Source organism: Rahnella sp. AA (assembly GCF_002834385.1).
Classification (GTDB): domain Bacteria; phylum Pseudomonadota; class Gammaproteobacteria; order Enterobacterales; family Enterobacteriaceae; genus Rahnella.
Genome location: NZ_PITQ01000012.1, coordinates 116,044 through 141,518, shown reverse-complemented (window position 1 = coordinate 141,518; position 25,475 = coordinate 116,044). Strand labels below are relative to the sequence as shown.

The window sequence follows — 25,475 nt, the reverse complement described above, 5'->3', positions numbered from 1 at the left end:
TTTGCCTGGCGGCAATAGCGCGGTGGTCCCACCTGACCCCATGCCGAACTCAGAAGTGAAACGCCGTAGCGCCGATGGTAGTGTGGGGTCTCCCCATGCGAGAGTAGGGAACTGCCAGGCATCAAATTAGTTCCTTTTCCCCTGACAAGGAAATTAACAGGAACAAACTTGTATCAGACGATTTCTGATATGGGTGAAAGAACCGGTGGAGCGGTAGTTCAGTTGGTTAGAATACCTGCCTGTCACGCAGGGGGTCGCGGGTTCGAGCCCCGTCCGTTCCGCCAATTATTAAAAATTATGCCTGCTAAATTAGCAGGCATAATAGTAAGCGTAATTTAGGGGCGTAGCTCAGTTGGTAGAGCACCGGTCTCCAAAACCGGGTGTCGCGAGTTCGAGTCTCTCCGCCCCTGCCATATTGAACCCTTCGCGAAAGCGAGGGGTTTTTTTTCGTCTTGAAATTTTGCAACTCTGCCCTCCTTTCCCGTCAACCCACCCTTTAGCCTACTTCTTCACCATACAGGCCCACTCGCCCCCGTTTTTCTGATTGTTTTTTGTTATATTTTGGCTGAATACATGTACTAATCGATTGTTATCCCCGTATGTGACCGCGCTCATGCTCCCATTTTCCCAGTGTACTAAACCTAATCATCGTCCGATGACGATTGCCCGACTCTGGCATATGGCATTCCCTCTTTTTATGACGTTTTAACCGGGAGGGGGAGTGCATATGTCGGATGAACATCCTGGCCGTACCCAACGAGTCATAACAAAAAGTAGCTCAGACTACACGCGAGGAAAAAGACATGTACAAACGTTTACTTGTGGCAGCAGCAGTTGCAACAGCACTTTGTGGGGCGGCGCAGGCGGCTCCTTTGGTTGTGGGTTTTTCGCAGATCGGTTCTGAGTCCGGGTGGCGTTCTGCTGAAACTAAAGTATCGAAATCAGAAGCTGAAAAACGCGGCATTACATTGAAAATTGCTGACGCCCAGCAGAAACAAGAGAACCAAATCAAAGCGATACGTTCATTCATTGCCCAGGGTGTTGATGCGATCTTCATCGCACCTGTTGTCGCAACCGGCTGGGCTCCTGTTTTGACAGAAGCCAAAGAAGCCAAGATCCCGGTATTCCTGCTGGACCGTACTATCGAAGTCAGCGATCCGACGCTTTACACCGCTGCGGTTGCTTCTGACAGCGTTTACGAAGGTAAAGTGGCTGGTGACTGGCTGGTAAAAGAAGTCGCGGGTAAACCTTGTAACGTCGTGGAATTGCAGGGAACCGTCGGTGCCAGCGTTGCCTTAAACCGTAAACAAGGTTTTGCCGATGCGCTGAAAGCCGCGCCTAATGTCAAAATTATCCGTTCACAATCCGGCGACTTCACCCGCAGCAAAGGGAAGGAAGTCATGGAAAGCTTCATCAAGGCAGAACAAAACGGCAAAAATATTTGTGCTGTTTACGCACATAACGATGACATGGCCATCGGTGCGATTCAGGCCATCAAGGAAGCTGGCCTGAAGCCGGGTTCGCAGATCAAAATCGTTTCAATTGATGGTGTTCCGGATATTTACAAAGCCATGCTGGCTGGTGAAGCGAATGCCTCTGTCGAACTGACTCCAAACATGGCCGGCCCGGCATTTGATGCGCTGATCGCAATGAAAAAGGATGGCACTCAGCCGAAGAAATTTATCCAGACTCAGTCTGCTCTGATCCTGCCTGATATGGCTCAGAAAGAATATGACATGAAAAAAGACATGGGTTATTAAGCCGATTTTACCGGCTTGCTTGACAGGTAAGCCGGTAAAAATTATTCCCTTTTCGCCGTTGGCGGATGCAGCAGGAGTAGTGACGTGACGAATAATCCTGGTTCAGAAATGCTGCTTGAAGTGCGCGGTTTATCAGTAGAGTTTCCCGGTGTAAAAGCGTTGGAAAATGTCGACTTTACCCTTGAACGTGGCGAAATTGTTGCGCTTTTGGGCGAGAACGGAGCGGGGAAATCTACAATGATTAAAGCGCTGACCGGCGTTTATAGACGCTCCGCAGGTCAGGTCTTGCTTAATGGAAAATCCATCGAACCGGTGAATACCGCAGATGCCCAGTCGTTGGGTATCGGTACGGTATATCAGGAAGTAAACCTTCTGCCGAATATCTCCGTTGCAGCCAATTTGTTTATCGGACGTGAACCGACCCGCTTCGGATTGGTGAATCAGCGCAAGATGGAACGGCAGGCTGAAGCGCTTCTCGAAGGCTACGGTTTGCACCTTGATGTCAGCCAGCCACTTTCCACCTATTCCATTGCCATACAGCAAATTGTGGCGATTGCGCGGGCCGTAGACCTTTCTGCCCAGGTTCTTATTCTCGATGAACCGACCGCCAGTCTGGATGCCAGAGAAGTCAGCATGTTGCTCGATATTCTCGTCCAGTTGCGCGATAAGGGCGTTGGGATGATTTTCGTGACGCACTTCCTTGATCAGGTTTACCGCATCAGCGACCGGATTACGGTGTTGCGTAATGGGAAGCGCGTTGGCTCCGAACGTACCGTGGATTTTCCACGTATCGATCTCGTGCCGATGATGCTTGGGCACAGTTTTGATGAAAGCCTGCTGAAACGTACTGAACACCGGAATGTCACAGGCGAGGCGCTGGTCGATTTCAAAGACTACGGGCGTCGCGGTGTGATTGAACATTTCGACCTGAAAGTTCGCCGTGGCGAAATCGTCGGGTTGGCGGGGTTATTAGGATCAGGGCGGACAGAGACCGCACAGCTGATCTTTGGTATTAAAGGACATGACAGCGGCAATGCGCATGTTGATGGTAAGGCAGAAACCATTACTACACCACGGAAAGCGGCGAAGCTTGGATTTGGTTATTGCCCTGAAGATCGTAAGACCGACGGGATTATTGGTGCGGCAACGGTTCGCGAAAATATCATTCTGGCCTTACAGGCGCAGCGCGGCTGGTTACGCCCATTGCCAATGAAAGAGCAGCATCAGATAGCCGAAAAATTTATCAAACTCCTGGGCATCCGCACGCCCGGCACTGAGCAGGAAATTCAGTATCTTTCTGGCGGTAATCAGCAAAAAGTCCTGCTTTCCCGATGGCTTGCCACGGATCCACGCTTTCTTATTCTCGATGAACCCACCCGCGGGATCGACGTCGGCGCACACGCCGAAATTATCCGTCTGATTGAAAAACTTTGCGACGAAGGGTTGGCGTTATTGGTTATTTCATCTGAACTGGAAGAACTGTCGGGATATGCCGACCGTATCGTGGTGCTGCGCGACCGCCGTCATGTTGCTGAAATTGAGCAGGCCGAGATCTCTGTGCCAGCCATTATGAAAGCCATTGCGGCGCAATGAGGAGAGACTGATGAGCAACAGGAGTCTGCCAATGACGGGAAAGCCGAGCAAAGTAAGATGGGTATTTCCTAAAGGTGCCACGCAAATCGGCGCTTTCGTCGCAATATTGGTGATCGACAGCCTGGTGGCACCAGGCTTTTTTTCTATTCATATTCAGGATGGGCGCCTGTTTGGTAGCCTGGTCGATATCTTCAACCGCGGTGCACCTGTGGCCTTATTGGCACTCGGGATGACGCTGGTTATCGCCACAGGGGGGATCGATCTCTCCGTTGGTGCGGTGATGGCCATTGCCGGTGCAACGGCGGCGACCCTGACAGTTCAGGGATACCCTCTGGTGATAGTGTTACTCGTTTCTATCGGTGTTGGTGCAATCTGCGGCCTGTGGAATGGTTTTCTGGTCGCTGTTCTGCAAATTCAGCCCATTGTCGCTACGTTGATGCTCATGGTGGCCGGGCGCGGCATTGCACAGCTAATCACCGAAGGGCAAATCGTCACATTTGAACATAACGGTTTATCGCAGTTTGGCAGTGGCTCGCTGTTTTATCTTCCGATGCCGGTGATTATCGCAGTGGTGATGTTGGTTTTAGTCTGGGCGCTCACGCGAAAAACGGCGCTCGGGCTGTTTATTGAGTCTGTCGGCATCAATATCCGCTCTGCCTATAACGCCGGTGTGAATGCGCGCCTGGTGCTCATTTCTACCTACGTTATCTGCGGGATATGTGCGGCTGTCGCGGGTGTTATTGTCACGGCGGATATCCGCGGGGCTGATGCCAATAACGCGGGCTTATGGCTGGAGCTTGACGCGATTCTGGCGGTCGTTATCGGCGGCGGTTCACTGTTAGGCGGGCGTTTTAATCTCCTGCTTTCGGTTATCGGGGCACTGATTATTCAGGGGATGAATACCGGCATTCTGTTATCCGGCTTCAAACCAGAATTCAATCTTGTCCTGAAAGCGCTGGTTGTTCTGGCCGTACTGGTGGTGCAATCACCGCGCGTTTCCTTCAGTAACCTGTTCCGGAGGAAGGGATAATGCTTAAAAGAAATCTGCCCTTACTGATTACGATTGTGGTTTTTCTTGCCGGATATGCATACTGCTTTACGCAATTTCCCGGATTTGCATCGACGCGCGTCTTCTTCGATTTACTGACCGATAACGCCTTTCTCGGCATTGTGGCCGTGGGCATGACGTTTGTGATTCTTTCGGGCGGGATTGATCTGTCTGTCGGCTCTGTTATCGCGTTTACCGGAGTGTTGCTGGCAAAATTGATTGGCGATTACGGCGTCGCGCCGGGTTATGCATTTGTGATTGTCCTGCTGATGGGGGCGTTGTTTGGGGCGCTGATGGGCTGGATCATCGACACACTGAAACTCCCGGCTTTTATCATCACGCTGGCGGGGATGTTTTTCGTGCGCGGGATGAGCTTTATCGTCTCTGAGGAGTCTCTGCCGATTAATCATCCCGTTTATGATCTCCTCGCTAACTATGCATGGAAAATGCCGGGTGGCGGTCGTTTCACGCTGCTGGCTCTGGTGATGTTATTGGTCGTTTTTGGCGGCATCATCCTGGCTCACCGTACCCGTTTCGGTAATAACGTTTACGCCGTCGGCGGTAGCAATGTTTCTGCGGCGCTGATGGGAGTTCCCGTCAGGCGCACTACGATTTATATCTACATGCTGTCGAGCACGCTGGCGGTGTTATCGGGGATCATTTTCTCGCTTTACACCTCTGCCGGATATGCGCTGGCGGCCAGCGGCGTTGAGCTTGATGCGATTGCGTCCGTGGTCATTGGCGGCACACTCTTGAGCGGCGGCGTAGGAACGGTGCTGGGGAGTTTGTTCGGGGTCTTAATTCAGGGGCTTATCCAGACTTACATCACGTTTGATGGCACGCTCAGTTCGTGGTGGACGAAAATCGTTATGGGCGTTTTGCTGTTTATTTTTATCGGACTACAAAAAGGCATGGGCACCTTCTGGACTTCCAGAAGGGCGCGCCATCCGCGGCCAGAGCCGTCCTGAGTCAGGACGGCATCAGAAATTAGTGATCAGCGGTGTTTTGAGTAACTGACGGATCAGAACCTGCTGATCGCTGTTTTGCAGCCAGACGGCATACAACGGGCGGATCACCGGTGGAACATCTTCGTGCGCGGCCAACTGCGGGTATTCTTTTGCCCAATGCGCCGGAAGGAAAGCACAGCCGCCGGTATTTTCCAGTAACTGACGCGTCAGATGCGCAGACGTTGTGGTCAGCACGGGTTCCTGATCGCTGTTTTGCAGCTTCTCCTGCTGTGGAAAATCTGCTCCCCATTCCAGTTTTACATAAGGCGGGTGTTCCCCTCTGGCCGTTCTATGTGATGAAAAAAGTCGTAACGAGAAATTACCCAGGAGCTGGCTCGACAGCTCATCCATCTTCGGTGGTTCAGTGGTGATCAGTAAATCCAGTTGTCTTTCATGCAATTGTTTGACCAGTGACTGGCGCAATGCGATGCGTGCTTCCAGCCTCAATGTGTCACGTTGTGTGTAAAGTGACTGCATCCAGGGCGTCAGATAGGCTTCCCAAAGCGATGCCGTCGCGCCAATAGACAATTCTGTGTGCTGTAGCGAGCGCACAACCTCTTTTTTCGCCATCTGCCACGTAGACATCAGATTCTCTGCATAGGGCAGCAGACGCTCTCCTGCGGGCGTTAAACGGATATTATTACGATGCCGTGTGAATAAATTAGCGCCAAGTTGGGTTTCCAGTTGTCGGATACGAAAGCTGACAGCGGATTGCGTCAGATAAAGGGATTCCGCCGCCCGACCAAAGTGGCGAGTTCTACTGACCTCCAAAAAGGTTTTCAGTAATTCCGTGTCCAAAACTATCTCCAATAATTTTTGTCGTTAAGATTTAAATGTTTTGTTTTACACAATGTCAAGCCTAACTAATACTCCGCGCCATAACAGCACGACCATGAGAGAATTAGGAGCGTGTCAGATGGCGGAAAGCTTCACCACGACAAATCGTTTTTTTGATAATAAACATTACCCTCGCGGGTTCTCCCGGCATGGCGATTTCACCATTAAAGAAGCGCAAATGCTAGAACGTTACGGCTTTGCTTTTAACGAGCTGGATCTGGGAAAACGTGAGCCCGTTACCGATGAAGAAAAGCTGTTCCTGGAGGTTTGCCGCGGTACGCGCGAACCTGTGACAGATGCAGAAAAAGTGTGGAACAAATACATTGTCCGCACGCGTCGTCCGAAGAAATTCCACACGTTGTCCGGTGGTAAACCGCAGGCAGACGCTGTAGAAGACTACACGGAAAGTGATGACTAATGAAACGGGGCGATGCCCCGTTTTTTATGCCAGACTCTTATGCAATGTTAACAATAGCCTATCCATGCTGCGATAGCTCAGTGCCTCAGCAATATGTTTGCGCTCAATCGCTTCATTGCCCGCCAAATCAGCCAGCGTCCTTGCCACTTTCAAAATACGATGCCAGGCTCTGACCGACAGCCCCAGTTTATGCAGCACTTCCTCCAGAAATTCCGCATCTTCTTTGATTAATACACAATAGATTTCCACTTCACTGCTGCTCATATGGGCATTGATTTTACCTGCCCGTTTTAGCTGAACTTCCCGGGCGATGAGCACCCGCTCGCGTACTTGTGTGCTGCCTTCCCTGACGACGGGCGTATGATTTTGCTGGCTCAAAATCCCGGGTGGCAACAGCGGCACTTCAATTGATAAATCGAATCTGTCGAGGAAAGGGCCGGAAAGCCGGCTCAGATAGCGTAAGACCTGCTGTGGCGGCGTGCGGTTGTGGATGCCCTGATAGTGCCCGGTCGGGCTGGGATTCATCGCGGCAATCAGCTGTGCTCTTGCCGGATAGCGAACTTTTGCCCGTGCGCGTGAAATTGTGATTTCCCCGGATTCCATCGGCTGGCGCAATGCATCCAGCACCTGCCGCTGGAATTCAGGAAGCTCATCCAGAAATAATACGCCGTTGTGCGCCAGTGAGATTTCTCCCGGCCTGGGCAATGAACCGCCACCGACCAGCGCGCTCATTGATGTGCTGTGATGGGGGGCTCTGAAAGGCCGCACGCGGGAAAACGCACCGTCTTCCTCCGGGTTATAAACCAGGCTGGCGATGGCGGCGGTTTCCAGCTTTTCCTCATTGCTGAGCAATGGCAGTAAGCCCGGTAAACGGCTTGCCAGCATGGTTTTCCCTGTACCGGGTGGCCCAATCAACAATAAGTTATGACCACCGGCGGCCGCGACCTCCAGTGCGCGCTTTGACTGCTCCTGACCAATAATATCCGCGATGTCTGGCTGGGAGGTGTGTTCCGGCGCAACGGGCGGATATTCAATTTCCGGCAGGTTGTCCCCGCCCTGCAAAAAAGCGCAAACCTGCAGCAAATGCCCGGCAACCCGTGCCACACCGGGATCAAGCAGTGTCATTTCTGCCTGATTACTTTGCGGCAGAATCAGCGTCCGGCCTTCTTTTTGCGCCTCAAGTGCGGCAGGAATCGCACCATTGACGCTGCGTAACGCGCCAGAAAGCCCGAGCTCGCCCAAAAACTCATATTCCTCCAGTTTGTCGCCCTGAAGCTGCTCAGAGGCCACCAGAATCGCCAGGGCGATCGACAAATCGTATCGACCGCCTTCCTTGGGCAAATCAGCCGGGGCGAGGTTGACCGTGATGCGCTTTGCGGGAAAAGTGAACCCGCAGTTAATGATGGCACTTCGAACTCTGTCTCTGGCTTCTTTGACGGTCGTTTCGGGTAAACCGACCAGCGTCAGGGCCGGTAAGCCATTACTGATATGCACTTCAACGGAGACACCGGGAGCCTGAACACCCAGTGATGCGCGGGTATACACCACGGCTAATGACATGCTTCTTCCTTGGCTGTGAATTTTCCTGAAAGGCAGCATGCCGCAGTCGGTAACGATTTTGGGAAGAAGATCTGCCAAATGCGCAGCGTCACGTAAAAAGACTCGCGGGTTCATCAGGTTGCATTGCGGAAGTGCGTAGTGCGCCGCACTCGCGGTAATACTCATTAACAAATTGAGGTCTTCGGAAACAAATTAGCGGGCTAATTAAGTTGCTGTTTATACAGGCAGAGGTGTTTAATCTTTATGTATTTAACAATAAAGAAACAAATATCAATTATTGATTAACATCTCTCTGCCTCGCTGAGGATTTTCCGGAACAGTTCAGTGAGAGCACTGCCTACAGCTATTCCGGAATAGGGATAAACCCATGTTTGGTTGGACCTCCCGGCAGCGTAATGTTGCCATCGCCAGCTTTTTAAGCTGGACGCTCGATGCTTTCGATTTCTTCATTTTAGTCTTTCTTCTCAGTGATATAGCGACAGCCTTTCATGTCGATATCAAAGAAGTCACGCTGGCGATTTTGCTGACACTGGCGGTGCGGCCCATCGGCGCGCTGGTGTTCGGGCGGGCCGCGGAAAAATACGGGCGCAAACCGGTGCTGATGGTGAATATTGCCTGCTTTTCCGTTTTTGAACTCTGCACGGCCGCTGCGCCGTCCCTGACCGTTTTCCTTATCCTGCGCGTGATTTATGGTGTGGCGATGGGCGGCGTGTGGGGCGTGGCTTCTTCACTGGCGATGGAAACTATTCCTGACCGTTCGCGCGGCATGATGTCCGGTATTTTTCAAGCCGGTTATCCGTTCGGATATCTGCTGGCTGCGGTGGTTTACGGGCTGTTTTCGGAGATGGTTGGCTGGCGCGGAATGTTTGTCATCGGTGCGGTGCCGATCTTCCTGCTGCCTTTCATCTGGTTCAAGGTGCAGGAATCGCCGGTCTGGCTTGCCGCCCGTGAACGCAAGGAAAGCACTGCGCTGTTGCCGGTGCTCAAATCACACTGGAAACTTTGTGTTTATCTGGTTGTTCTGATGGCGGCCTTCAATTTCTTCAGCCACGGAACGCAGGATCTCTACCCGTCATTCCTGAAAGTTCAGCACGGTTTTGATGCACATACGGTCAGTTTGATTGCTATCGGTTACACCATTGCGTCAATCATTGGCGGTATCTTCTTCGGTACGCTTTCAGAGAAGATTGGTCGTAAAAAAGCCATTATTATCGCGGCTTTACTGTCATTACCGGTGATCCCGCTGTGGGCATTTTCCAGCGGAACCTGGACCATCGGTCTTGGCGCTTTCCTGATGCAGTTTATGGTGCAGGGCGCATGGGGCGTTGTGCCGTCTTATCTCACTGAGCTGGTGCCTGCGAACACCCGCGCCGTATTGCCCGGATTTGTTTATCAGCTCGGGAATTTGCTGGCGTCGGTCAATGCGACATTGCAGGCAGGCATTGCCGAAAGTCACGGACATAACTACGGGCTGGCGATGGCGATTGTCGCCGGGACGGTGGCGATCGTGATTTCTGTACTGGTTGCATTCGGGCGGGATACACGCGGAAAAGCGATAACGGGAGCAATAAATAATCAGAGAACAGATCAGCCTGCTAAGGTTTGATTTTTCAGATTATTTTTGCCGGATTGTGCAGCGCGTCGCAAATAATAACGCAAGAAAAGTGTTGTCATTAAATGCATTACTGTGATAACTCTGTAGGCAATCGTTCGCAAGATGAATTATAGAAACCAAAAAATGAAAGCCCTTCTCCTCGTAGTTAGCCTAGTCGTGATTAGCGTGGTGGTGATTATTATCCCACCGTGCGGGGCTGCACTTGGACGAAGAAAGGCTTATTAAACAAGCCTGAACCTGAAAAGAAACCCCGCACCGAAAGGTCCGGGGTTTTTTTTTGGGTCAGGTATTTCAGAGAACAGTGAAGCGGGGTCGGAAAATGAGCAACAGCATAATATTCTGCACTTGTCGCAAAAAGGCAGGAGAATAAAGATGAACGGAGCACAGTGGGTAGTACAAGCGTTGCGTGCGCAGGGTGTAAATACAGTATTTGGTTATCCTGGCGGGGCAATCATGCCGGTATACGATGCACTGTATGACGGCGGCGTGGAACACCTGTTGTGCCGGCATGAGCAAGGTGCCGCAATGGCCGCTATCGGCTATGCCCGTTCTACCGGAAAAGTCGGCGTTTGTATCGCCACTTCCGGGCCTGGTGCCACCAACCTGATCACCGGTCTGGCTGATGCGCTGCTCGATTCCGTTCCGCTGGTGGCTATCACCGGTCAGGTCGGTTCCGCGTTTATCGGCACCGACGCCTTCCAGGAAATCGACGTTTTAGGATTATCTCTGGCCTGTACCAAACACAGCTTCCTGGTGGAATCTCTGGAAGCGCTGCCGGAAATCATGGCTGAAGCGTTTGTTATCGCCAGCTCAGGGCGTCCGGGCCCGGTTCTGATCGACATCCCGAAAGATATCCAGTTAGCGGTTGGCGAATTACCGCCGCATCTGGTCGCGGTCGAAGAAACTTTCCCGCATCCGGCTGCTGAACTGAAACAAGCCAGCGCGATGATTGCCGCAGCGCAAAAACCGATGCTGTACGTGGGCGGCGGTGTGGGCATCGCACAGGCGGTTCCGGCGTTACGTCAATTTATCTCGGCGACCGGTATTCCTGCTGTTGCCACGCTGAAAGGCCTGGGCGCGCCGGATGCCAGCGACCCGTGTTATCTGGGAATGCTGGGGATGCACGGCACGAAAGCGGCGAATCTGGCCGTTCAGTCCTGTGATTTACTGATTGCCGTCGGGGCGCGTTTTGATGACCGCGTGACCGGCAAACTGAATACCTTCGCGCCGAATGCCGCCGTTATCCACATGGACATCGACCCGGCTGAGCTGAACAAACTGCGTCAGGCGCACGTTGCGTTGCAGGGTGATCTGAATGCGCTGTTACCGGCGCTGCAACAGCCGCTGAACATCAATGCCTGGCGCGATGAAGTGATGACCCTGAAAGCGCAGGGCGAATGGCGTTACGACCATCCGGGCGAAGCCATTTATGCACCGCTGTTGCTGAAACAAATCTCCGATCGCAAATCTGCCAATACCGTTGTTACCACCGATGTCGGCCAGCACCAGATGTGGACCGCGCAGCACATGCAGTTCACCCGCCCGGAAAACTTCATCACATCCAGTGGTCTGGGCACGATGGGCTTCGGCGTTCCTGCTGCCGTTGGCGCACAGGTTGCGCGTCCGGATGACATGGTGATCTGCGTTTCGGGTGACGGTTCTTTCATGATGAACGTTCAGGAACTGGGCACCATCAAGCGAAAACAGCTGCCCGTTAAAATCCTGCTGCTGGATAACCAGCGGTTAGGGATGGTCCGGCAGTGGCAGGAATTGTTCTTCGACGGACGCTTTAGTGAAACCAACCTCTCTGATAACCCCGATTTTGTGACGCTGGCCAGCGCATTCAATATCCCCGGCCAGCGCATCCACCGTAAAGACCAAGTCGATGCCGCTCTGGACGCGTTCTTCAATAGCGAAGGCCCGTATTTGCTCCAGGTTTCCATCGACGAAAACGAGAATGTCTGGCCACTGGTTCCACCGGGCGCAGGCAACGAAACCATGTTGGAGAAAATGTCATGATGCAGCATAACGTCTCAATCCAGGCCCGTTTCCGCCCCGAAATGTTAGAACGCGTATTACGCGTTGTTCGCCACCGTGGTTTTCAGGTGTGCGCAATGAACATGACCCCGATGGTCAATGCGGAAAATATAAATATCGAATTGACCGTTGCCAGCCAGCGGCCGGTAGATTTACTGTCTTCACAGTTAAGCAAACTTATGGATGTCGCCTGTGTCGAGATCCAGCAACATACATCACAACAAATACGCGCGAACGCGTGAGTAAAGGAACGAGAGAATGACGAAGAAAGCTGATTACATTTGGTTCAATGGCGAGATGGTTCCGTGGGCAGAAGCGAAAGTACACGTAATGTCCCATGCACTGCATTACGGCACCTCCGTATTCGAAGGCGTGCGTTGCTACGACTCCCACAAAGGCCCTGTCGTATTCCGTCACCGTGAACACATGCAGCGTCTGCGCGATTCCGCAAAAATCTACCGTATGCCGGTTTCCCAAAGCGTTGATGAACTGATGGAAGCCTGTCGCGAAACCCTGCGCAAAAACAATCTGGTCAGCGCGTATATTCGTCCGCTGGTCTTCGTTGGCGATGTGGGTATGGGCGTAAACCCGCCGGATGGCTACAAAACTGACGTGATCATTGCCGCTTTCCCTTGGGGCGCTTATCTGGGCGAAGAAGCGCTCGAGCAGGGGATCGACGCAATGGTTTCTTCATGGAACCGTGTAGCAGCTAACACTATCCCGACCGCGGCGAAAGCCGGGGGTAACTACCTGTCTTCTCTGCTGGTGGGCAGCGAAGCACGCCGCCACGGCTATCAGGAAGGTATCGCGCTGGACGTTCACGGTTACGTCTCTGAAGGTGCAGGCGAAAACCTGTTCGAAGTGAAAGACGGTATTCTGTTTACGCCGCCGTTCACTTCTTCTGCGCTACCGGGCATCACCCGTGACGCGATTATTAAACTGGCGAAAGACATGGGCCTGGAAGTTCGCGAGCAGGTTCTTTCCCGCGAATCTCTGTATCTGGCTGACGAAGTCTTCATGTCCGGTACTGCCGCAGAAATCACGCCAGTTCGCAGCGTTGACGGCATTCAGGTCGGCATCGGCAAACGTGGTCCGGTCACCAAACAAATTCAGGATGCGTTCTTCGGTCTGTTCACCGGTAAAACCGAAGACAAATGGGGTTGGCTGGATCCAATCAACCCGCAGTAATCTTACCCGTCATCCTTCAGGCCGCCTCCGCGTTGGCTGCCTTTATTCACCCCGGTCACTTACCTGAGTAAGCTCCCGGGGATTCATTCAGTTGCCGCCTTGATGCAGCCTGAATGATTTAGGGTATAGAAGAAATTCAGCGGGCGACGGTTGCGCCGTCCGCTAAACAGAAATGATTTGGAGTGAATAGAGCATGCCTAAGTACCGTTCCCACACCACGACTCATGGCCGCAACATGGCTGGCGCCCGCGCTTTATGGCGTGCCACCGGCATGACCGACGATGATTTCGGTAAGCCCATTATTGCCGTTGTGAACTCCTTTACCCAGTTCGTTCCGGGCCACGTGCATTTGCGTGATCTGGGTAAACTGGTTGCCGAGCAAATCGAAGCTTCCGGCGGCGTTGCCAAAGAGTTCAACACCATTGCCGTGGATGACGGGATCGCCATGGGGCATGGCGGCATGCTGTATTCGCTCCCTTCACGCGAGCTGATTGCAGACTCCGTGGAATACATGGTGAACGCGCACTGCGCCGACGCCATGGTGTGTATTTCCAACTGCGACAAAATCACCCCGGGGATGTTAATGGCGTCCCTGCGCCTGAACATTCCGGTGATCTTCGTTTCCGGCGGCCCGATGGAAGCCGGTAAAACCAAGCTGTCCGACAAAATCATCAAACTCGATCTGGTCGATGCGATGATTCAGGGCGCAAACCCGAACGTCAGCGACGCCGACAGCGAACAAATCGAACGTTCTGCCTGCCCGACGTGCGGTTCCTGTTCCGGGATGTTTACCGCCAACTCCATGAACTGTCTGACCGAAGCGCTGGGCCTGTCTCAGCCTGGCAACGGTTCATTACTCGCGACTCATGCTGATCGTAAAGACCTGTTCCTGAACGCCGGTCGTCGCATCGTTGAACTGACCAAACGTTATTACGAGCAGGACGATGAAAGCGCATTGCCGCGCAGCATCGCCAGCAAAGCCGCATTCGAAAATGCCATGACGCTGGATATCGCCATGGGCGGTTCCACTAACACCGTTCTCCACCTTCTGGCTGCCGCGCAGGAAGGCGGAATTGATTTCGATATGACCGACATCGACCGTCTGTCACGCAAGGTTCCGCATCTGTGTAAAGTTGCGCCGAGCACCCAGAAATATCACATGGAAGACGTTCACCGTGCCGGTGGCGTACTGGCGATTCTGGGCGAACTGGATCGCGCGAATCTGCTGAACCGCGATGTGAAAAACATCCTGAACCTGAACCTGAGCCAGACGCTGGATAAATACGACATCATGCTGACTCAGGATGAAGCCGTGAAAAAAATGTTCCGCGCAGGCCCGGCGGGTATCCGTACCACGCAGGCTTTCTCACAGGATTGCCGCTGGGATACGCTCGATGATGACCGCGCCGACGGTTGTATCCGTTCACTGGAGAACGCCTTCAGCAAAGACGGCGGCCTGGCCGTGCTTTACGGCAACATCGCCGAAGCGGGCAGCATCGTTAAAACCGCCGGTGTGGATAAATCCAACCTGGTGTTCCGTGGCCCGGCCAAAGTATACGAAAGCCAGGATGACGCAGTCGCTGCGATCCTCGGTGGCAAAGTGGTTTCCGGTGATGTCGTGGTGATCCGCTACGAAGGGCCAAAAGGCGGGCCGGGCATGCAGGAAATGCTGTATCCGACCACTTACCTGAAATCCATGGGACTGGGCAAAGAGTGTGCATTGATCACCGATGGCCGTTTCTCCGGCGGGACTTCAGGTCTGTCTATCGGCCACGTTTCTCCGGAAGCGGGCAGCGGCGGTCTGATTGCGCTGGTGGACGATGGCGACATGATCGACATCGACATCCCTAACCGCAGCATGGTGCTCGACGTTCCTGCGGCCGAACTGGCAGCCCGTCACGAAGCCGAACTGGCGCGCGGCGACAAAGCCTGGACGCCGAAAAACCGTGAACGTGTGGTGTCTTATGCGCTGCGTGCTTACGCAATGCTGGCGACCAGTGCTGACAAAGGCGCTGTTCGCGACAAGTCTAAGCTGGGAGGCTAAGGGCCATGGCGGTATCACAACCTCTACCCGACCAGCCGTGCGGCGCAGAATATCTGCGTGCCGTGCTGCGTGCGCCGGTTTATGAAGTCGCACAGGTTACGCCTTTGCAGGTCATGGAAAAGATCTCTTCCCGGTTAGGTAACACCGTTCTGGTGAAGAGGGAAGACCGCCAGGCTGTTCACAGTTTTAAACTGCGCGGCGCGTATTCCATGATTGCCAGCCTGACGGAAGAACAGGCGGCGCGCGGCGTGATCACGGCTTCTGCCGGAAATCACGCGCAGGGCGTCGCGTTGTCGGCGACCAAAAAAGGCATTAAATCTCTGATTGTTATGCCGGTTGCTACGGCGGATATCAAAGTTGATGCAGTGCGTAATTTCGGCGGCGAAGTCCTGCTGTTTGGCGCGAATTTCGACGAAGCCAAAGGCAAAGCTATCGAGCTTTCACAAAAGCAGGGCATGACCTTTGTGCCGCCGTTTGATCATCCGGCGGTGATCGCCGGACAAGGCACACTGGCGATGGAGTTGCTGCAACAGGATGCGCATCTTGATCGCGTATTCGTGCCGGTCGGCGGTGGCGGTCTGGCCGCCGGCGTCGCGGTGTTAATCAAACAACTAATGCCGCAAATCAAAGTGATTGGGGTCGAAGCCGAAGATTCAGCCTGCCTGCGGGCGGCGCTGGATGCCGGTGAACCGGTTGATCTGGCGCGTGTCGGGCTGTTCGCTGAAGGCGTGGCCGTGAAGCGTATCGGTAACGAAACCTTCCGTCTGTGCCGTGAATATCTTGATGACGTGATCACCGTCGACAGCGATTCCATCTGCGCGGCGGTAAAAGATTTGTTCGAAGATGTCCGCGCTATCGCCGAGCCTTCCGGGGCGCTGGCGCTGGCAGGTATGAAGAAATACGTGCAGCAGCACAACATTCAGGGCGAGCGTCTGGCGCATATTCTTTCCGGCGCGAACGTGAATTTCCACGGTCTGCGCTATGTGTCTGAGCGCTGCGAGCTGGGTGAACAACGCGAAGCCCTGCTGGCGGTAACCATTCCTGAACGCAAAGGCAGCTTCCTGAAATTCTGCCAGTTGCTCGGTGGCCGTTCAGTCACGGAATTTAACTACCGTTACGCCGACGCTGACAACGCCTGCATTTTCGTGGGTGTACGTCTGACACGGGGTCACGCAGAACGGCAGGAAATCATCGCCGAGCTGAATCACGACGGTTATCAGGTGGTTGATTTATCTGATGATGAAATGGCGAAACTGCATGTGCGCTACATGGTGGGCGGGCGTCCAACCAAGCCTCTGCGCGAGCGGCTTTACAGCTTCGAGTTCCCGGAATCACCGGGCGCGTTGCTGAAATTCCTGCATACGCTGGGCACGCACTGGAATATTTCACTGTTCCATTATCGCAGCCACGGCACCGATTTCGGTCGTGTACTGGCCGCGTTTGAGCTGAACGAAGAAGAGCCGGAGTTCGAGAAGAACCTGACGGCGCTGGGCTATGACTGTCATAACGAAAGTGATAATCCTGCGTTCCGCTTCTTCCTGGCGGGCTAAAAACCGAAGGGCCCGAACGGGCCCTTTTTCTTTGCCATTATTTTGTCGCGAACGCAGGTTATAACAATTGCCAGAACGCCTCGATCAGCGGTTCGTTCAGGCGTTTTTTCTGCACGCAGACGCCCAGTTCCAGTGGCGCGCCGAGCGTGACGTTATCCAGAATGGAAATACGGTTGCGCACCGGTTCCGGGCTGTTATCGACAACGACCGACGGAATGAGCGCGATGCCGCAACCGAGCGCGACCATTGACACAATCGCTTCGTGGCCGGACACCGTGGCGTAAATCAGCGGATTGCTCAGGCGGTTTCGTTTGAACCAGATGTCGATACGTTTTCGCGCCGGGCCGTGTTCAGGAAGAATAAACGGAATTTGTGACCAGTCGGGATGCGGCACGCTGACTTGCGTTCGCACCGCGCCCGGCAGAGACGGGGAAATCAGGATCATCGGAATTTCGCCGATCTGCGTGAAATCCACGCTGCCCGGCAGGCTTTCCGGGCGGCCTGCAATCCCCAGGTCCGCTTCGGTGGACTGAACTTTTTCGACCGCGTCGGCGGCGTCGCCGGTGGTCAGTTTGATTTCTACCAGCGGATGTTGCGCGCGGAAGCGGTCAAGAATAGGGGGCAGGTGGCTGTACGCAGCGGTGACCGAGCAGAATAAATGCAGCTCGCCACTGAGCGTCGGGCCATGCTGATCCAGCCCGCTGCGCAGTTGCTGGTAACTCAGCAGCGTTTGCTGGGCAAAAGTTTTGAGTTGTTCACCCGCGCTGGTCAGTTGCACGGTGCGGTTGTCACGCTGAAATAACGGCTGGCCGAGTTCTTCTTCCAGCCGCTGGATCTGGCGCGACAGCGTTGACGGGCTGACATGCATCGCCTTCGACGAACGGCCAAAATGGCGGCTTTCCGCCAGATGTAAGAACAGTTTCAGATCACGCAAATCCATAAAGAAGTCCCGGCTTTTTAGTTACGCAAAGGTCAAACGAAGTATATTGCAGTTTCTGCAACATCATCTTCGTAATATATCAATTTAAGCAATGTGTCGCATGACATATAGTGAATTCACGGCGTTCACCGGCTCACCGGTGAAACAAAAAATAACAGCACTTACCTCGATAGAACGGAGCAAGACATGGCTAACTATTTCAACACACTGAACCTGCGTCAGCAGCTGGCACAACTGGGCAAATGCCGCTTCATGGGTCGCGATGAATTCGCGGACGAAGCCAGCTACCTCAAAGGTAAAAAAGTGGTGATTGTAGGCTGTGGCGCACAGGGCCTGAACCAGGGTCTGAACATGCGTGATTCCGGTCTGGATGTTTCCTACACCCTGCGTGCAGAAGCGATAGCTGAGAAGCGTGCTTCATGGCGTAAAGCGACCGAAAACGGCTTCAAAGTCGGCACCTACGAAGAACTGATCCCACAGGCTGACCTGGTGGTTAACCTGACGCCAGACAAACAGCACAGCGCTGTGGTTAAAGCGGTTCAGCCTCTGATGAAAGATGGCGCAACGCTGGGTTACTCACACGGCTTCAACATCGTTGAAGTGGGCGAGCAAATCCGTAAAGACATCACCGTCGTGATGGTTGCTCCAAAATGTCCGGGTACTGAAGTTCGCGAAGAATACAAACGTGGTTTCGGTGTTCCGACGCTGATCGCCGTTCACCCGGAAAACGACCCGAAAGGCGAAGGCATGGCGATTGCTAAAGCCTGGGCAGCAGCAACGGGTGGCCACCGTGCCGGTGTTCTGCAATCTTCTTTCGTTGCAGAAGTAAAATCTGACCTGATGGGCGAGCAGACTATCCTGTGCGGTATGTTGCAGGCCGGTTCCCTGCTGTGCTTCGACAAACTGGTTGCTGACGGCGTAGACGAAGCGTACGCAGAAAAACTGCTGCAATTCGGCTGGGAAACCATCACCGAAGCACTGAAACAAGGCGGCATCACGCTGATGATGGATCGTCTGTCCAACCCGGCGAAACTGCGTGCTTACGCACTTTCTGAACAACTGAAAGAGATCATGGCGCCGCTGTTCCAGAAACACATGGACGACATCATCTCCGGCGAATTCTCCAGCGGTATGATGGCTGACTGGGCGAACGACGACAAAAACCTGCTGACCTGGCGTGAAGAAACGGGCGCAACCGCGTTCGAAAACGCACCACAGTTCGACGGTAAAATTTCTGAGCAGGAATACTTCGACCACGGTGTTGTGATGATTGCGATGGTGAAGGCGGGCGTTGAACTGGCCTTCGAAACCATGGTGGCTTCCGGCATTATTGAAGAATCTGCTTACTACGAATCACTGCACGAGCTGCCGTTGATCGCCAACACCGTTGCGCGTAAGCGTCTGTATGAAATGAACGTGGTTATCTCTGATACCGCAGAATACGGTAACTACCTGTTTGCTAACGCAGCAGTACCGTTACTGAAAGAATTCATGACCACCCTGCAGGCGGGTGATTTGGGTAAATCGGTTGCAGAAACTCAGGTTGATAACGCGCAGCTGCGTGACGTTAACGAAGCTATCCGCAACCATCCAATCGAGTCAATCGGCCGCACTTTACGTGGTTATATGACTGATATGAAACGCATCGCAGTAGCGAGCTGATACCCTTCTGACTCGAATTCTTCAGGTTTTTCGGAAGATAAATAAAAAGGGCACTGCATGAAAATGCGGTGCCCTTTCTTTTTACTGCGCCGGAACGGTAACTCAGTTGCGGTACAGGATCTTAATGATGTGGTAGCCGAACTGGGTGTGCAGCGGGCCTTGTGGTTCGATCAGCGGCGCAGAGAAAACCACTTTATCGAAAGCTGGCACCATTGCGCCTTGCTTAAATTCACCTAAATGGCCGCCTTTTTTGCCTGACGGGCAGGTAGAGTGTTTTTTAGCCAGTTTTTCGAAATCGCCACCGTTCTTCAGCTGTTCCAGAAGATCGAGTGCCTGTGCTTCTTCCTTAACAAGGATATGCATTGCTGCAGCAGTTTTTGCCATGATTGAGACCTTTTTTGCGAGAGTGTTTCCAGGGGCGTAATGTAACATCTGCAACGCCGCATGTGGACTCCGGCCTGCATTCCAGACATCACAAATTGCACCGTAAAGGCTGTCAATCTCAGGCGGCGTTTCTGCTACAATCGCCGTCCTTGTCCATCAGGTGAGCAAAAATACGCCATGCGATTAAACCCCAGCCAACAACATGCCGTCGAATTCGTCACCGGACCCTGCCTGGTTCTGGCGGGGGCTGGCTCCGGCAAAACCAGGGTGATTACCAATAAAATCGCACACCTGATCCGTGAGTGCGGCTATCAGGCCCGTCACATTGCGGCTGTAACCTTCACCAATAAAGCGGCGCGCGAGATGAAAGAGCGTGTGGCGCAAACCCTTGGGCGTAAAGAATCTCGCGGCTTGCTGATCGCGACTTTCCACACGCTGGGGCTGGAAATCATCAAACGCGAATTTGCCGCGCTGGGCATGAAATCCAATTTCTCCCTGTTCGACGATCAGGACCAGCTGGCGCTGCTCAAAGAGCTGAGCGAGAAGTGGCTGGAAAACGACAAAACGCTGTTGCAACAGCTGATCTCGACGATCTCAAACTGGAAGAACGATCTGGTTGATCCGTCCCATGCGGCGGGCCTTGCGCGATCGGAGCGCGATCAGATCTTCGCGCACTGCTACGGGCTTTATCATGACCATATGCGCGCCTGTAATATCCTCGATTTCGATGACCTGATCCTGCTGCCGACGCTGCTGTTGCAGAAGAATGAAGAAGTGCGCGAGCGCTGGCAGAATAAACTGCGCTACCTGCTGGTCGATGAATATCAGGACACCAACACCAGTCAGTACATGATGGTGAAACTGCTTGTTGGCAACCGCGCACGTTTTACCGTAGTTGGCGACGACGATCAGTCTATTTACTCCTGGCGCGGTGCGCGGCCGCAAAACCTGGTGCTGCTGAAAGAAGATTTCCCGCAGTTGCAGGTCGTTAAGCTTGAACAGAACTACCGTTCCTCGCAGCGCATTCTGAAAGCGGCCAACATCCTGATCGCCAACAACCCGCATGTGTTCGAGAAGCGGCTTTTCTCGGAGCTGGGTTACGGTGAAACGCTGAAAGTAGTGACCGCCAACAATGAAGATCACGAAGCCGAGCGCGTGGTTGGCGAGCTGATTGCGCATCACTTTATCAACAAGACCGGCTATGGCGATTACGCGATTTTGTATCGCGGTAACCACCAGTCGCGCCTGTTTGAAAAAATGCTGATGCAGAACCGCATTCCGTACCGCATTTCCGGCGGCACGTCGTTCTTCTCGCGGCCTGAAATTAAAGATTTGCTGGCCTATCTGCGCGTCCTGACTAACCCTGACGACGACAGCGCATTCCTGCGTATTGTGAATACGCCGCGTCGTGAAATCGGTGCCGCGACGCTGCAAAAGCTCGGCGAGTGGGCAAATCAGCGCAATAAAGGTTTGTTTAAAGCCAGTTTCGATATGGGGCTCAGTCAGTATCTGACCGGGCGCGGCCTGGAATCACTGCAACGATTCACGCACTGGATGGGCACGATTTCTGAGCTGGCCGAACGCGAACCGGTCGCGGCGGTACGGGATCTGATCCACGGCATTGATTACGAAAGCTGGTTGTTCGAAACCTCGCCGAGCCCGAAAGCGGCAGAAATGCGCATGAAAAACGTCAATCAGCTTTTCAGCTGGATGACCGAAATGCTCGAGGGCACCGATCTGGATGAGCCGATGACGCTCACGCAGGTCGTCACACGTTTTACGCTGCGCGACATGATGGAACGCGGTGAAAACGACGAAGAGCTGGATCAGGTTCAGCTGATGACGCTGCACGCCTCGAAAGGGCTGGAATTCCCGTATGTGTTTCTGGTCGGTATGGAAGAAGGATTGTTGCCGCACCAGAGCAGCATCGATGAAGACAATGTTGATGAAGAGCGCCGTCTGGCGTATGTAGGCATTACCCGCGCCCAAAAAGAGCTGACGTTTACGCTTTGTCGCGAACGTCGCCAGTACGGGGAATTAATTCGTCCGGAACCCAGCCGCTTCCTGATGGAACTGCCTCAGGATGATTTAGCCTGGGAAAGTGAACGTAAAGTGGTCAGTGCGCAGGAGCGGATGGTGAAAGGGCAAAGCCATCTGGAGAAAATCCGTGAGCAGCTGGCGAAAGCCAAAGGCGGAAACTGACAGGCAAAGAAAAGGCAGGGGATAAGCCCTGCCTCATTCGGTGCGTGTTTTTACGAAAAAATCAGAGCTGTTCTTCGACGAACAGCGGCCAGTGGACATAACTTTGCCAGTGGCTTTCCTGCTCCAGCTCTTCTGCCCGCAGCGGATGCTGAGCCAGCCAGCCCTGCGGCACAATCACATTCAGTTCATCGTCATTTGCCCGTAAACGTACGGCGGGCAATGTGTCGTCACGGCGGCGGCTGGCAAAGATAATGGCAAGCCGGAGAATGCGACAAAGACGTTGTGCCTGACGTGGTGGCACGGCGTTTTGCTCATTGAGCAACGGTAAATCGAGCGTTCCGTTCTGGTTCTGCAACAGCGTCGCCAGCAGTTTTTTCTGCGCCGGCGTAAAGCCCGGTAAGTCTAAATGGCGAATCAGATAGGCGGCGTGCTGCGGCGCTTTTTTAAAATCAACGCTCAGCCCGATTTCGTGGATCAGGCAGGCACTGTTAAGCAACTCACGGGCACGTGCATCGAGCTTCCATTCCTGCGCCACCTGTAGTGAAAAGTTCTCTGCAAGCTGTGCCACACGCTGTGCCTGCTCATTATCAAGCAGATAGCGGCGTTGCAGATTCCGCAACGTGCGCTGGCGAATATCCTGCTCAATCGGCAGATGTAGCATGCCGTAAACCAGACCTTCACGCAGTGCGCCACCGGCCAGCGTCATGGTTTCGATATTCAGGGTTTTGAAAATGGCGATGAGAATCGACAGACCACTTGGGAAAACCAGCGCACGTTCAAGCGTCAGGCCTTCAATTTCCAGCTCTTCCAGTTTACCGCACTGAATCGCACGCTGTTTGAGCTGTTGAAGTTTCGGCAGCGTAATGCGCTCATCCATGCCCTGAGCGACCATGATTTCCTGCAGAGCCTGAACGGTGCCGGAAGCACCGACACAAATTTGCCAGCCATTGGCGATCAGCTGAGGAGCAACCGGAAGGATCATGTCGATCGCGGCCTGTTCGGCCTGATCGAAGTTTTCTTTTGCCAGATTACGGTCGGTAAAATAGCGCTCCAGCCAGGTCACGCAGCCCATAGAAAGGCTGAACAGCGTGGTGGCCTGTGCGCCGGTGCCAGTGACCAGTTCTGTACTGCCGCCGCCAATATCGACGACCAGACGTTTATCCGGACCGCCCGTGGTATGGGCAACGCCGTGATAAATCAGACGGGCTTCTTCTTCACCGGCAATGACCTGAATCGGACAACCGAGGATTTCCTGAGCTTTACCCAAAAATTCGTCGGCATTGCTGGCAAGCCGCAGCGTTGCGGTGGCAACGACGCGGATTTGTTCGCGGGGAATATCCTGCAATCTTTCGGAAAACAGCTTCAGGCATTGCCAGCCACGTTGCATGGCTTCCTGAGAAAGCAGGTTTTGCTTATCCAGACCGGCAGCCAGACGCACTTTGCGCTTAATTCTGGCGAGGGTCTGGATACTGCCTGCCACCTCACGAACAACCAGCATGTGAAAGCTGTTAGAGCCCAGATCAATTGCTGCATACAGTGAGGTGGAGCTTAGCATAGGTTATCAGCCCGGACGTTTACGGTTGCTACGTGGTGCACTGCTGCGGCGTGAAGACGAGTTGCTGTTACGACGCGGACCGTTACCGGTACGAGAGCGAGCCAGACGTTTCGGCGCAGGTAAATCAGTTAACAGCGCTTCGCTGCTGTATTTGCTGACAGGGATGCTGTGACCGGTGTAGGTTTCGATTGCCGTCAGGTTCAGCGCGTACTCTTCACAAGCCAGGCTGATGGAATGACCGCTCAGACCCGCCCGGCCGGTACGGCCAATACGGTGAACGTAGTCTTCACAGTCGTCAGGCAGGTCATAGTTAAAGACGTGCGTAACGGCTGGAATGTGCAAACCACGGGCAGCAACGTCAGTCGCAACCAGAATATCCAGCGTGCCTTTGGTGAAGTCTTCCAGAACGCGCAGGCGTTTTTTCTGCGGGACATCGCCGGTCAGTAAACCTACGCGATGGCCGTCGGCTGCCAGATGGCCCCAGACGTCTTCACAGCGGTGTTTAGTGTTAGCAAAAATGATGCAACGGTCTGGCCATTCTTCTTCAATAAGCGTCTGTAACAGGCGCATTTTCTCTTCATTTGAAGGGTAGAAAAGTTCTTCTTTAATGCGGTGACCCGTTTTTTGCTCCGGTTCGATCTCAATCGACTCGGCATTATTCATGTTTTCGAACGCCAGTTCTTTCACACGATAGGAAAGGGTTGCTGAGAACAGCATGTTGAGGCGTTGAGTCGCAGGTGGCATCCGGCGGAAGATCCAGCGGATGTCTTTGATGAAGCCCAGATCGAACATGCGGTCTGCTTCATCCAGTACCACCACCTGAATCGCGCCCAGGTCGATGTGGTTCTGTTTGGTGTAATCGATTAAACGGCCGGTGGTTCCAATCAGGATATCCACGCCGCTTTCCAGCACTTTAAGCTGTTTGTCGTAACCGTCGCCGCCGTAAGCCAGGCCTAATTTCAGCCCGGTAGATTCAGATAAAGCTTCGGCGTCGGAGTGGATCTGCACCGCGAGTTCACGCGTTGGTGCCATGATCAAGGCACGTGGCTGGTTAGTCTGACGACCTTCCGCAGCAGGGTGAGAAAGCAGATAATGGAAAGTAGACGCCAGAAAAGCCAGCGTCTTGCCGGTACCGGTTTGCGCCTGACCTGCAACATCACGCCCAGCGAGCGTGATCGGCAATGCCAATGCCTGAATAGGCGTACAGTAATGGAACCCTTTCTTTTCAAGGGCTTCTACTGCCAGCGGGTGCAGGGCGAAGTCGGAAAACTTCTGTTCGGTCAAGTGTGTTTTGCTCATAGTGTGGTAGAATATCAGCTAACTATTGCTTTACGAAAGCGTATCCGGTGAAATAAAGTCAACCTACTGTTGGTTAATGCTACATCAACAAGGTAAAGATAATCCTTTGGAGTAGAACATGAGCGATAAAATTATTCACCTGACCGATGACAGTTTCGACAACGACGTATTGAAAGCCGAAGGGCTGGTGCTGGTCGATTTCTGGGCAGAGTGGTGTGGTCCTTGTAAAATGATCGCTCCGATTCTGGATGAAATTGCCGCTGAGTTCGACGGCAAGCTGACCATCGCGAAACTGAATATCGATGAAAACCCAGGTACTGCACCTAAATACGGCATCCGTGGTATTCCTACCCTGCTGTTATTTAAAGGCGGCGAAGTCGCAGCAACTAAAGTTGGCGCACTGTCGAAAGGTCAGCTGAAAGAGTTTTTAACAGCTAATCTGTAATCGGTCGGGATGACCAAAGCCAGGTGTTTAGCGGGCTGACGTGTTTTTCACATTGTCCGCTAGACGCCTGTCAAGAAGCATGCTAAGTTTACTCTTACTGCAAATAGAGCTTACCTGTAGTTTGATTCTTACGTTTTACTCTGTTGTGTCAAAAACATCTGCCTATATAGTTTCTTTGAATAATAATTAAATTGAACTGGCGCTGTGCTTGACCATCTAACGGTTTTAGCAAAATCGGCTTTAAGACACCTTCAATATCATTGCCCCTCTAGAATATCGCCCGCGAGCGACTGCCTGCGGCTGGATTTCAAAGCTGTGATTTGAAGTGTCA

Annotated in this window: 21 protein-coding genes, 2 tRNA genes and 1 rRNA gene; 18 read left to right on the top strand and 6 right to left on the bottom strand. The window is 53.3% G+C overall.

Annotated elements, in window-relative coordinates:
• The first annotated feature begins 4 nt into the window (after positions 1–4).
• The 7 genes from rrf (at position 5) to yjfF (ending at position 5,369) form a co-directional block, all read left to right on the top strand.
• A 5S ribosomal RNA gene (rrf, locus tag CWS43_RS23170) occupies positions 5–120 on the top strand.
• 87 nt (positions 121–207) lie between these two features.
• Positions 208–284: transfer RNA gene (locus tag CWS43_RS23165), tRNA-Asp, on the top strand.
• Between the two features lie 53 nt (positions 285–337).
• Positions 338–413 (top strand) — tRNA-Trp (locus CWS43_RS23160).
• A 390-nt stretch (positions 414–803) separates the two neighbouring features.
• Positions 804–1,760, top strand: a complete 957-nt coding sequence (gene ytfQ / locus CWS43_RS23155; protein WP_101079483.1) for a galactofuranose ABC transporter, galactofuranose-binding protein YtfQ — start codon at positions 804–806, stop codon at positions 1,758–1,760.
• 108 nt (positions 1,761–1,868) lie between these two features.
• Complete coding sequence (gene ytfR / locus CWS43_RS23150) at positions 1,869–3,353, top strand: galactofuranose ABC transporter, ATP-binding protein YtfR (protein WP_101079492.1); 1,485 nt, start codon at positions 1,869–1,871, stop codon at positions 3,351–3,353.
• Between the two features lie 10 nt (positions 3,354–3,363).
• The gene (gene ytfT, locus CWS43_RS23145; RefSeq protein WP_101079482.1) at positions 3,364–4,383 is read left to right on the top strand and encodes a galactofuranose ABC transporter, ATP-binding protein YtfT; all 1,020 of its coding nucleotides are present in this window, start codon (positions 3,364–3,366) and stop codon (positions 4,381–4,383) included.
• Positions 4,383–5,369 carry a galactofuranose ABC transporter, permease protein YjfF gene (yjfF, locus tag CWS43_RS23140; RefSeq protein WP_101079481.1) on the top strand — a complete coding sequence of 329 codons (987 nt, stop codon included), beginning with the start codon at positions 4,383–4,385 and terminating at the stop codon, positions 5,367–5,369. Before ytfT ends, yjfF begins: the two co-directional genes overlap by 1 nt.
• A gap of 12 nt (positions 5,370–5,381) precedes the next feature.
• On the opposite strand, the gene hdfR is transcribed toward yjfF, so the two are convergent.
• Entirely contained in the window at positions 5,382–6,206 is an 825-nt protein-coding gene (gene hdfR, locus CWS43_RS23135) for an HTH-type transcriptional regulator HdfR (protein WP_101079480.1), read from the bottom strand.
• A 118-nt stretch (positions 6,207–6,324) separates the two neighbouring features.
• Here hdfR and CWS43_RS23130 point away from each other — a divergent pair, with 118 nt between their 5' ends.
• Positions 6,325–6,663: a DUF413 domain-containing protein gene (locus CWS43_RS23130; RefSeq protein ID WP_095924170.1), complete on the top strand. Its 339-nt coding sequence runs from the start codon at positions 6,325–6,327 to the stop codon at positions 6,661–6,663.
• A gap of 24 nt (positions 6,664–6,687) precedes the next feature.
• Here the strand turns inward: CWS43_RS23130 and CWS43_RS23125 are convergent, their stop codons facing one another.
• Positions 6,688–8,223 (bottom strand): YifB family Mg chelatase-like AAA ATPase, encoded by a 1,536-nt coding sequence (locus CWS43_RS23125; protein ID WP_101079479.1) that lies wholly within the window; start codon positions 8,221–8,223, stop codon positions 6,688–6,690.
• 367 nt (positions 8,224–8,590) lie between these two features.
• On the opposite strand from CWS43_RS23125, the gene CWS43_RS23120 reads away from it, so the two are divergent.
• The 7 genes from CWS43_RS23120 (at position 8,591) to ilvA (ending at position 16,657) form a co-directional block, all read left to right on the top strand.
• The gene (locus tag CWS43_RS23120; RefSeq protein WP_101079478.1) at positions 8,591–9,829 is read left to right on the top strand and encodes an MFS transporter; all 1,239 of its coding nucleotides are present in this window, start codon (positions 8,591–8,593) and stop codon (positions 9,827–9,829) included.
• 132 nt (positions 9,830–9,961) lie between these two features.
• Positions 9,962–10,063: an ilv operon leader peptide gene (ilvL, locus tag CWS43_RS23115; RefSeq protein ID WP_015699153.1), complete on the top strand. Its 102-nt coding sequence runs from the start codon at positions 9,962–9,964 to the stop codon at positions 10,061–10,063.
• Between the two features lie 147 nt (positions 10,064–10,210).
• The gene (ilvG, locus tag CWS43_RS23110; protein ID WP_101079477.1) at positions 10,211–11,857 is read left to right on the top strand and encodes an acetolactate synthase 2 catalytic subunit; all 1,647 of its coding nucleotides are present in this window, start codon (positions 10,211–10,213) and stop codon (positions 11,855–11,857) included.
• Positions 11,854–12,117: an acetolactate synthase 2 small subunit gene (ilvM, locus tag CWS43_RS23105; RefSeq protein WP_101079476.1), complete on the top strand. Its 264-nt coding sequence runs from the start codon at positions 11,854–11,856 to the stop codon at positions 12,115–12,117. The genes ilvG and ilvM overlap by 4 nt, the downstream gene beginning before the upstream one ends.
• A gap of 16 nt (positions 12,118–12,133) precedes the next feature.
• On the top strand, positions 12,134–13,063 hold the full coding sequence (locus CWS43_RS23100) for a branched-chain amino acid transaminase (RefSeq protein ID WP_101079475.1): 930 nt from the start codon (positions 12,134–12,136) through the stop codon (positions 13,061–13,063).
• A 193-nt stretch (positions 13,064–13,256) separates the two neighbouring features.
• Positions 13,257–15,107, top strand: coding sequence for a dihydroxy-acid dehydratase (gene ilvD / locus CWS43_RS23095; RefSeq protein WP_101079474.1), 1,851 nt, complete (start codon positions 13,257–13,259; stop codon positions 15,105–15,107).
• 5 nt (positions 15,108–15,112) lie between these two features.
• Positions 15,113–16,657 (top strand): threonine ammonia-lyase, biosynthetic, encoded by a 1,545-nt coding sequence (gene ilvA / locus CWS43_RS23090; protein WP_101079473.1) that lies wholly within the window; start codon positions 15,113–15,115, stop codon positions 16,655–16,657.
• A 58-nt stretch (positions 16,658–16,715) separates the two neighbouring features.
• Here the strand turns inward: ilvA and ilvY are convergent, their stop codons facing one another.
• Positions 16,716–17,597, bottom strand: coding sequence for an HTH-type transcriptional activator IlvY (gene ilvY / locus CWS43_RS23085; RefSeq protein ID WP_101079472.1), 882 nt, complete (start codon positions 17,595–17,597; stop codon positions 16,716–16,718).
• A 186-nt stretch (positions 17,598–17,783) separates the two neighbouring features.
• On the opposite strand from ilvY, the gene ilvC reads away from it, so the two are divergent.
• Positions 17,784–19,259 carry a ketol-acid reductoisomerase gene (ilvC, locus tag CWS43_RS23080; protein WP_056772344.1) on the top strand — a complete coding sequence of 492 codons (1,476 nt, stop codon included), beginning with the start codon at positions 17,784–17,786 and terminating at the stop codon, positions 19,257–19,259.
• Between the two features lie 102 nt (positions 19,260–19,361).
• Here ilvC and ppiC read toward each other — a convergent pair whose 3' ends face one another.
• A complete protein-coding gene (ppiC, locus tag CWS43_RS23075; RefSeq protein WP_015690589.1) occupies positions 19,362–19,643 on the bottom strand; it encodes a peptidylprolyl isomerase PpiC in 282 nt (93 codons plus the stop codon).
• Between the two features lie 177 nt (positions 19,644–19,820).
• Here ppiC and rep point away from each other — a divergent pair, with 177 nt between their 5' ends.
• Entirely contained in the window at positions 19,821–21,845 is a 2,025-nt protein-coding gene (rep, locus tag CWS43_RS23070) for a DNA helicase Rep (RefSeq protein ID WP_101079471.1), read from the top strand.
• Between the two features lie 61 nt (positions 21,846–21,906).
• Here rep and gppA read toward each other — a convergent pair whose 3' ends face one another.
• Both gppA and rhlB read right to left on the bottom strand, forming a co-directional pair.
• A complete protein-coding gene (gene gppA / locus CWS43_RS23065) occupies positions 21,907–23,400 on the bottom strand; it encodes a guanosine-5'-triphosphate,3'-diphosphate diphosphatase (RefSeq protein WP_101079470.1) in 1,494 nt (497 codons plus the stop codon).
• Positions 23,401–23,406: 6 nt separating this feature from the next.
• Complete coding sequence (gene rhlB, locus CWS43_RS23060) at positions 23,407–24,699, bottom strand: ATP-dependent RNA helicase RhlB (protein ID WP_101079469.1); 1,293 nt, start codon at positions 24,697–24,699, stop codon at positions 23,407–23,409.
• Between the two features lie 118 nt (positions 24,700–24,817).
• On the opposite strand from rhlB, the gene trxA reads away from it, so the two are divergent.
• Positions 24,818–25,144 (top strand): thioredoxin TrxA, encoded by a 327-nt coding sequence (gene trxA / locus CWS43_RS23055; RefSeq protein WP_101079468.1) that lies wholly within the window; start codon positions 24,818–24,820, stop codon positions 25,142–25,144.
• Positions 25,145–25,475: the final 331 nt, after the last annotated feature.

What these genes read in the sequence shown, in the direction of transcription:
- ilvY (WP_101079472.1), bottom strand. Translation starts at nt 17,597, where the DNA reads ATGGATTTGCGTGATCTGAAACTGTTCTTACATCTGGCGGAAAGCCGC.
- yjfF (WP_101079481.1), top strand. Translation starts at nt 4,383, where the DNA reads ATGCTTAAAAGAAATCTGCCCTTACTGATTACGATTGTGGTTTTTCTT.
- ppiC (WP_015690589.1), bottom strand. Translation starts at nt 19,643, where the DNA reads ATGGCAAAAACTGCTGCAGCAATGCATATCCTTGTTAAGGAAGAAGCA.
- rhlB (WP_101079469.1), bottom strand. Translation starts at nt 24,699, where the DNA reads ATGAGCAAAACACACTTGACCGAACAGAAGTTTTCCGACTTCGCCCTG.
- ilvM (WP_101079476.1), top strand. Translation starts at nt 11,854, where the DNA reads ATGATGCAGCATAACGTCTCAATCCAGGCCCGTTTCCGCCCCGAAATG.
- gppA (WP_101079470.1), bottom strand. Translation starts at nt 23,400, where the DNA reads ATGCTAAGCTCCACCTCACTGTATGCAGCAATTGATCTGGGCTCTAAC.
- ilvD (WP_101079474.1), top strand. Translation starts at nt 13,257, where the DNA reads ATGCCTAAGTACCGTTCCCACACCACGACTCATGGCCGCAACATGGCT.
- ilvL (WP_015699153.1), top strand. Translation starts at nt 9,962, where the DNA reads ATGAAAGCCCTTCTCCTCGTAGTTAGCCTAGTCGTGATTAGCGTGGTG.
- CWS43_RS23120 (WP_101079478.1), top strand. Translation starts at nt 8,591, where the DNA reads ATGTTTGGTTGGACCTCCCGGCAGCGTAATGTTGCCATCGCCAGCTTT.
- trxA (WP_101079468.1), top strand. Translation starts at nt 24,818, where the DNA reads ATGAGCGATAAAATTATTCACCTGACCGATGACAGTTTCGACAACGAC.
- ytfT (WP_101079482.1), top strand. Translation starts at nt 3,364, where the DNA reads ATGAGCAACAGGAGTCTGCCAATGACGGGAAAGCCGAGCAAAGTAAGA.
- CWS43_RS23100 (WP_101079475.1), top strand. Translation starts at nt 12,134, where the DNA reads ATGACGAAGAAAGCTGATTACATTTGGTTCAATGGCGAGATGGTTCCG.
- ilvC (WP_056772344.1), top strand. Translation starts at nt 17,784, where the DNA reads ATGGCTAACTATTTCAACACACTGAACCTGCGTCAGCAGCTGGCACAA.
- ilvA (WP_101079473.1), top strand. Translation starts at nt 15,113, where the DNA reads ATGGCGGTATCACAACCTCTACCCGACCAGCCGTGCGGCGCAGAATAT.
- ilvG (WP_101079477.1), top strand. Translation starts at nt 10,211, where the DNA reads ATGAACGGAGCACAGTGGGTAGTACAAGCGTTGCGTGCGCAGGGTGTA.
- CWS43_RS23125 (WP_101079479.1), bottom strand. Translation starts at nt 8,223, where the DNA reads ATGTCATTAGCCGTGGTGTATACCCGCGCATCACTGGGTGTTCAGGCT.
- ytfQ (WP_101079483.1), top strand. Translation starts at nt 804, where the DNA reads ATGTACAAACGTTTACTTGTGGCAGCAGCAGTTGCAACAGCACTTTGT.
- rep (WP_101079471.1), top strand. Translation starts at nt 19,821, where the DNA reads ATGCGATTAAACCCCAGCCAACAACATGCCGTCGAATTCGTCACCGGA.
- CWS43_RS23130 (WP_095924170.1), top strand. Translation starts at nt 6,325, where the DNA reads ATGGCGGAAAGCTTCACCACGACAAATCGTTTTTTTGATAATAAACAT.
- ytfR (WP_101079492.1), top strand. Translation starts at nt 1,869, where the DNA reads ATGCTGCTTGAAGTGCGCGGTTTATCAGTAGAGTTTCCCGGTGTAAAA.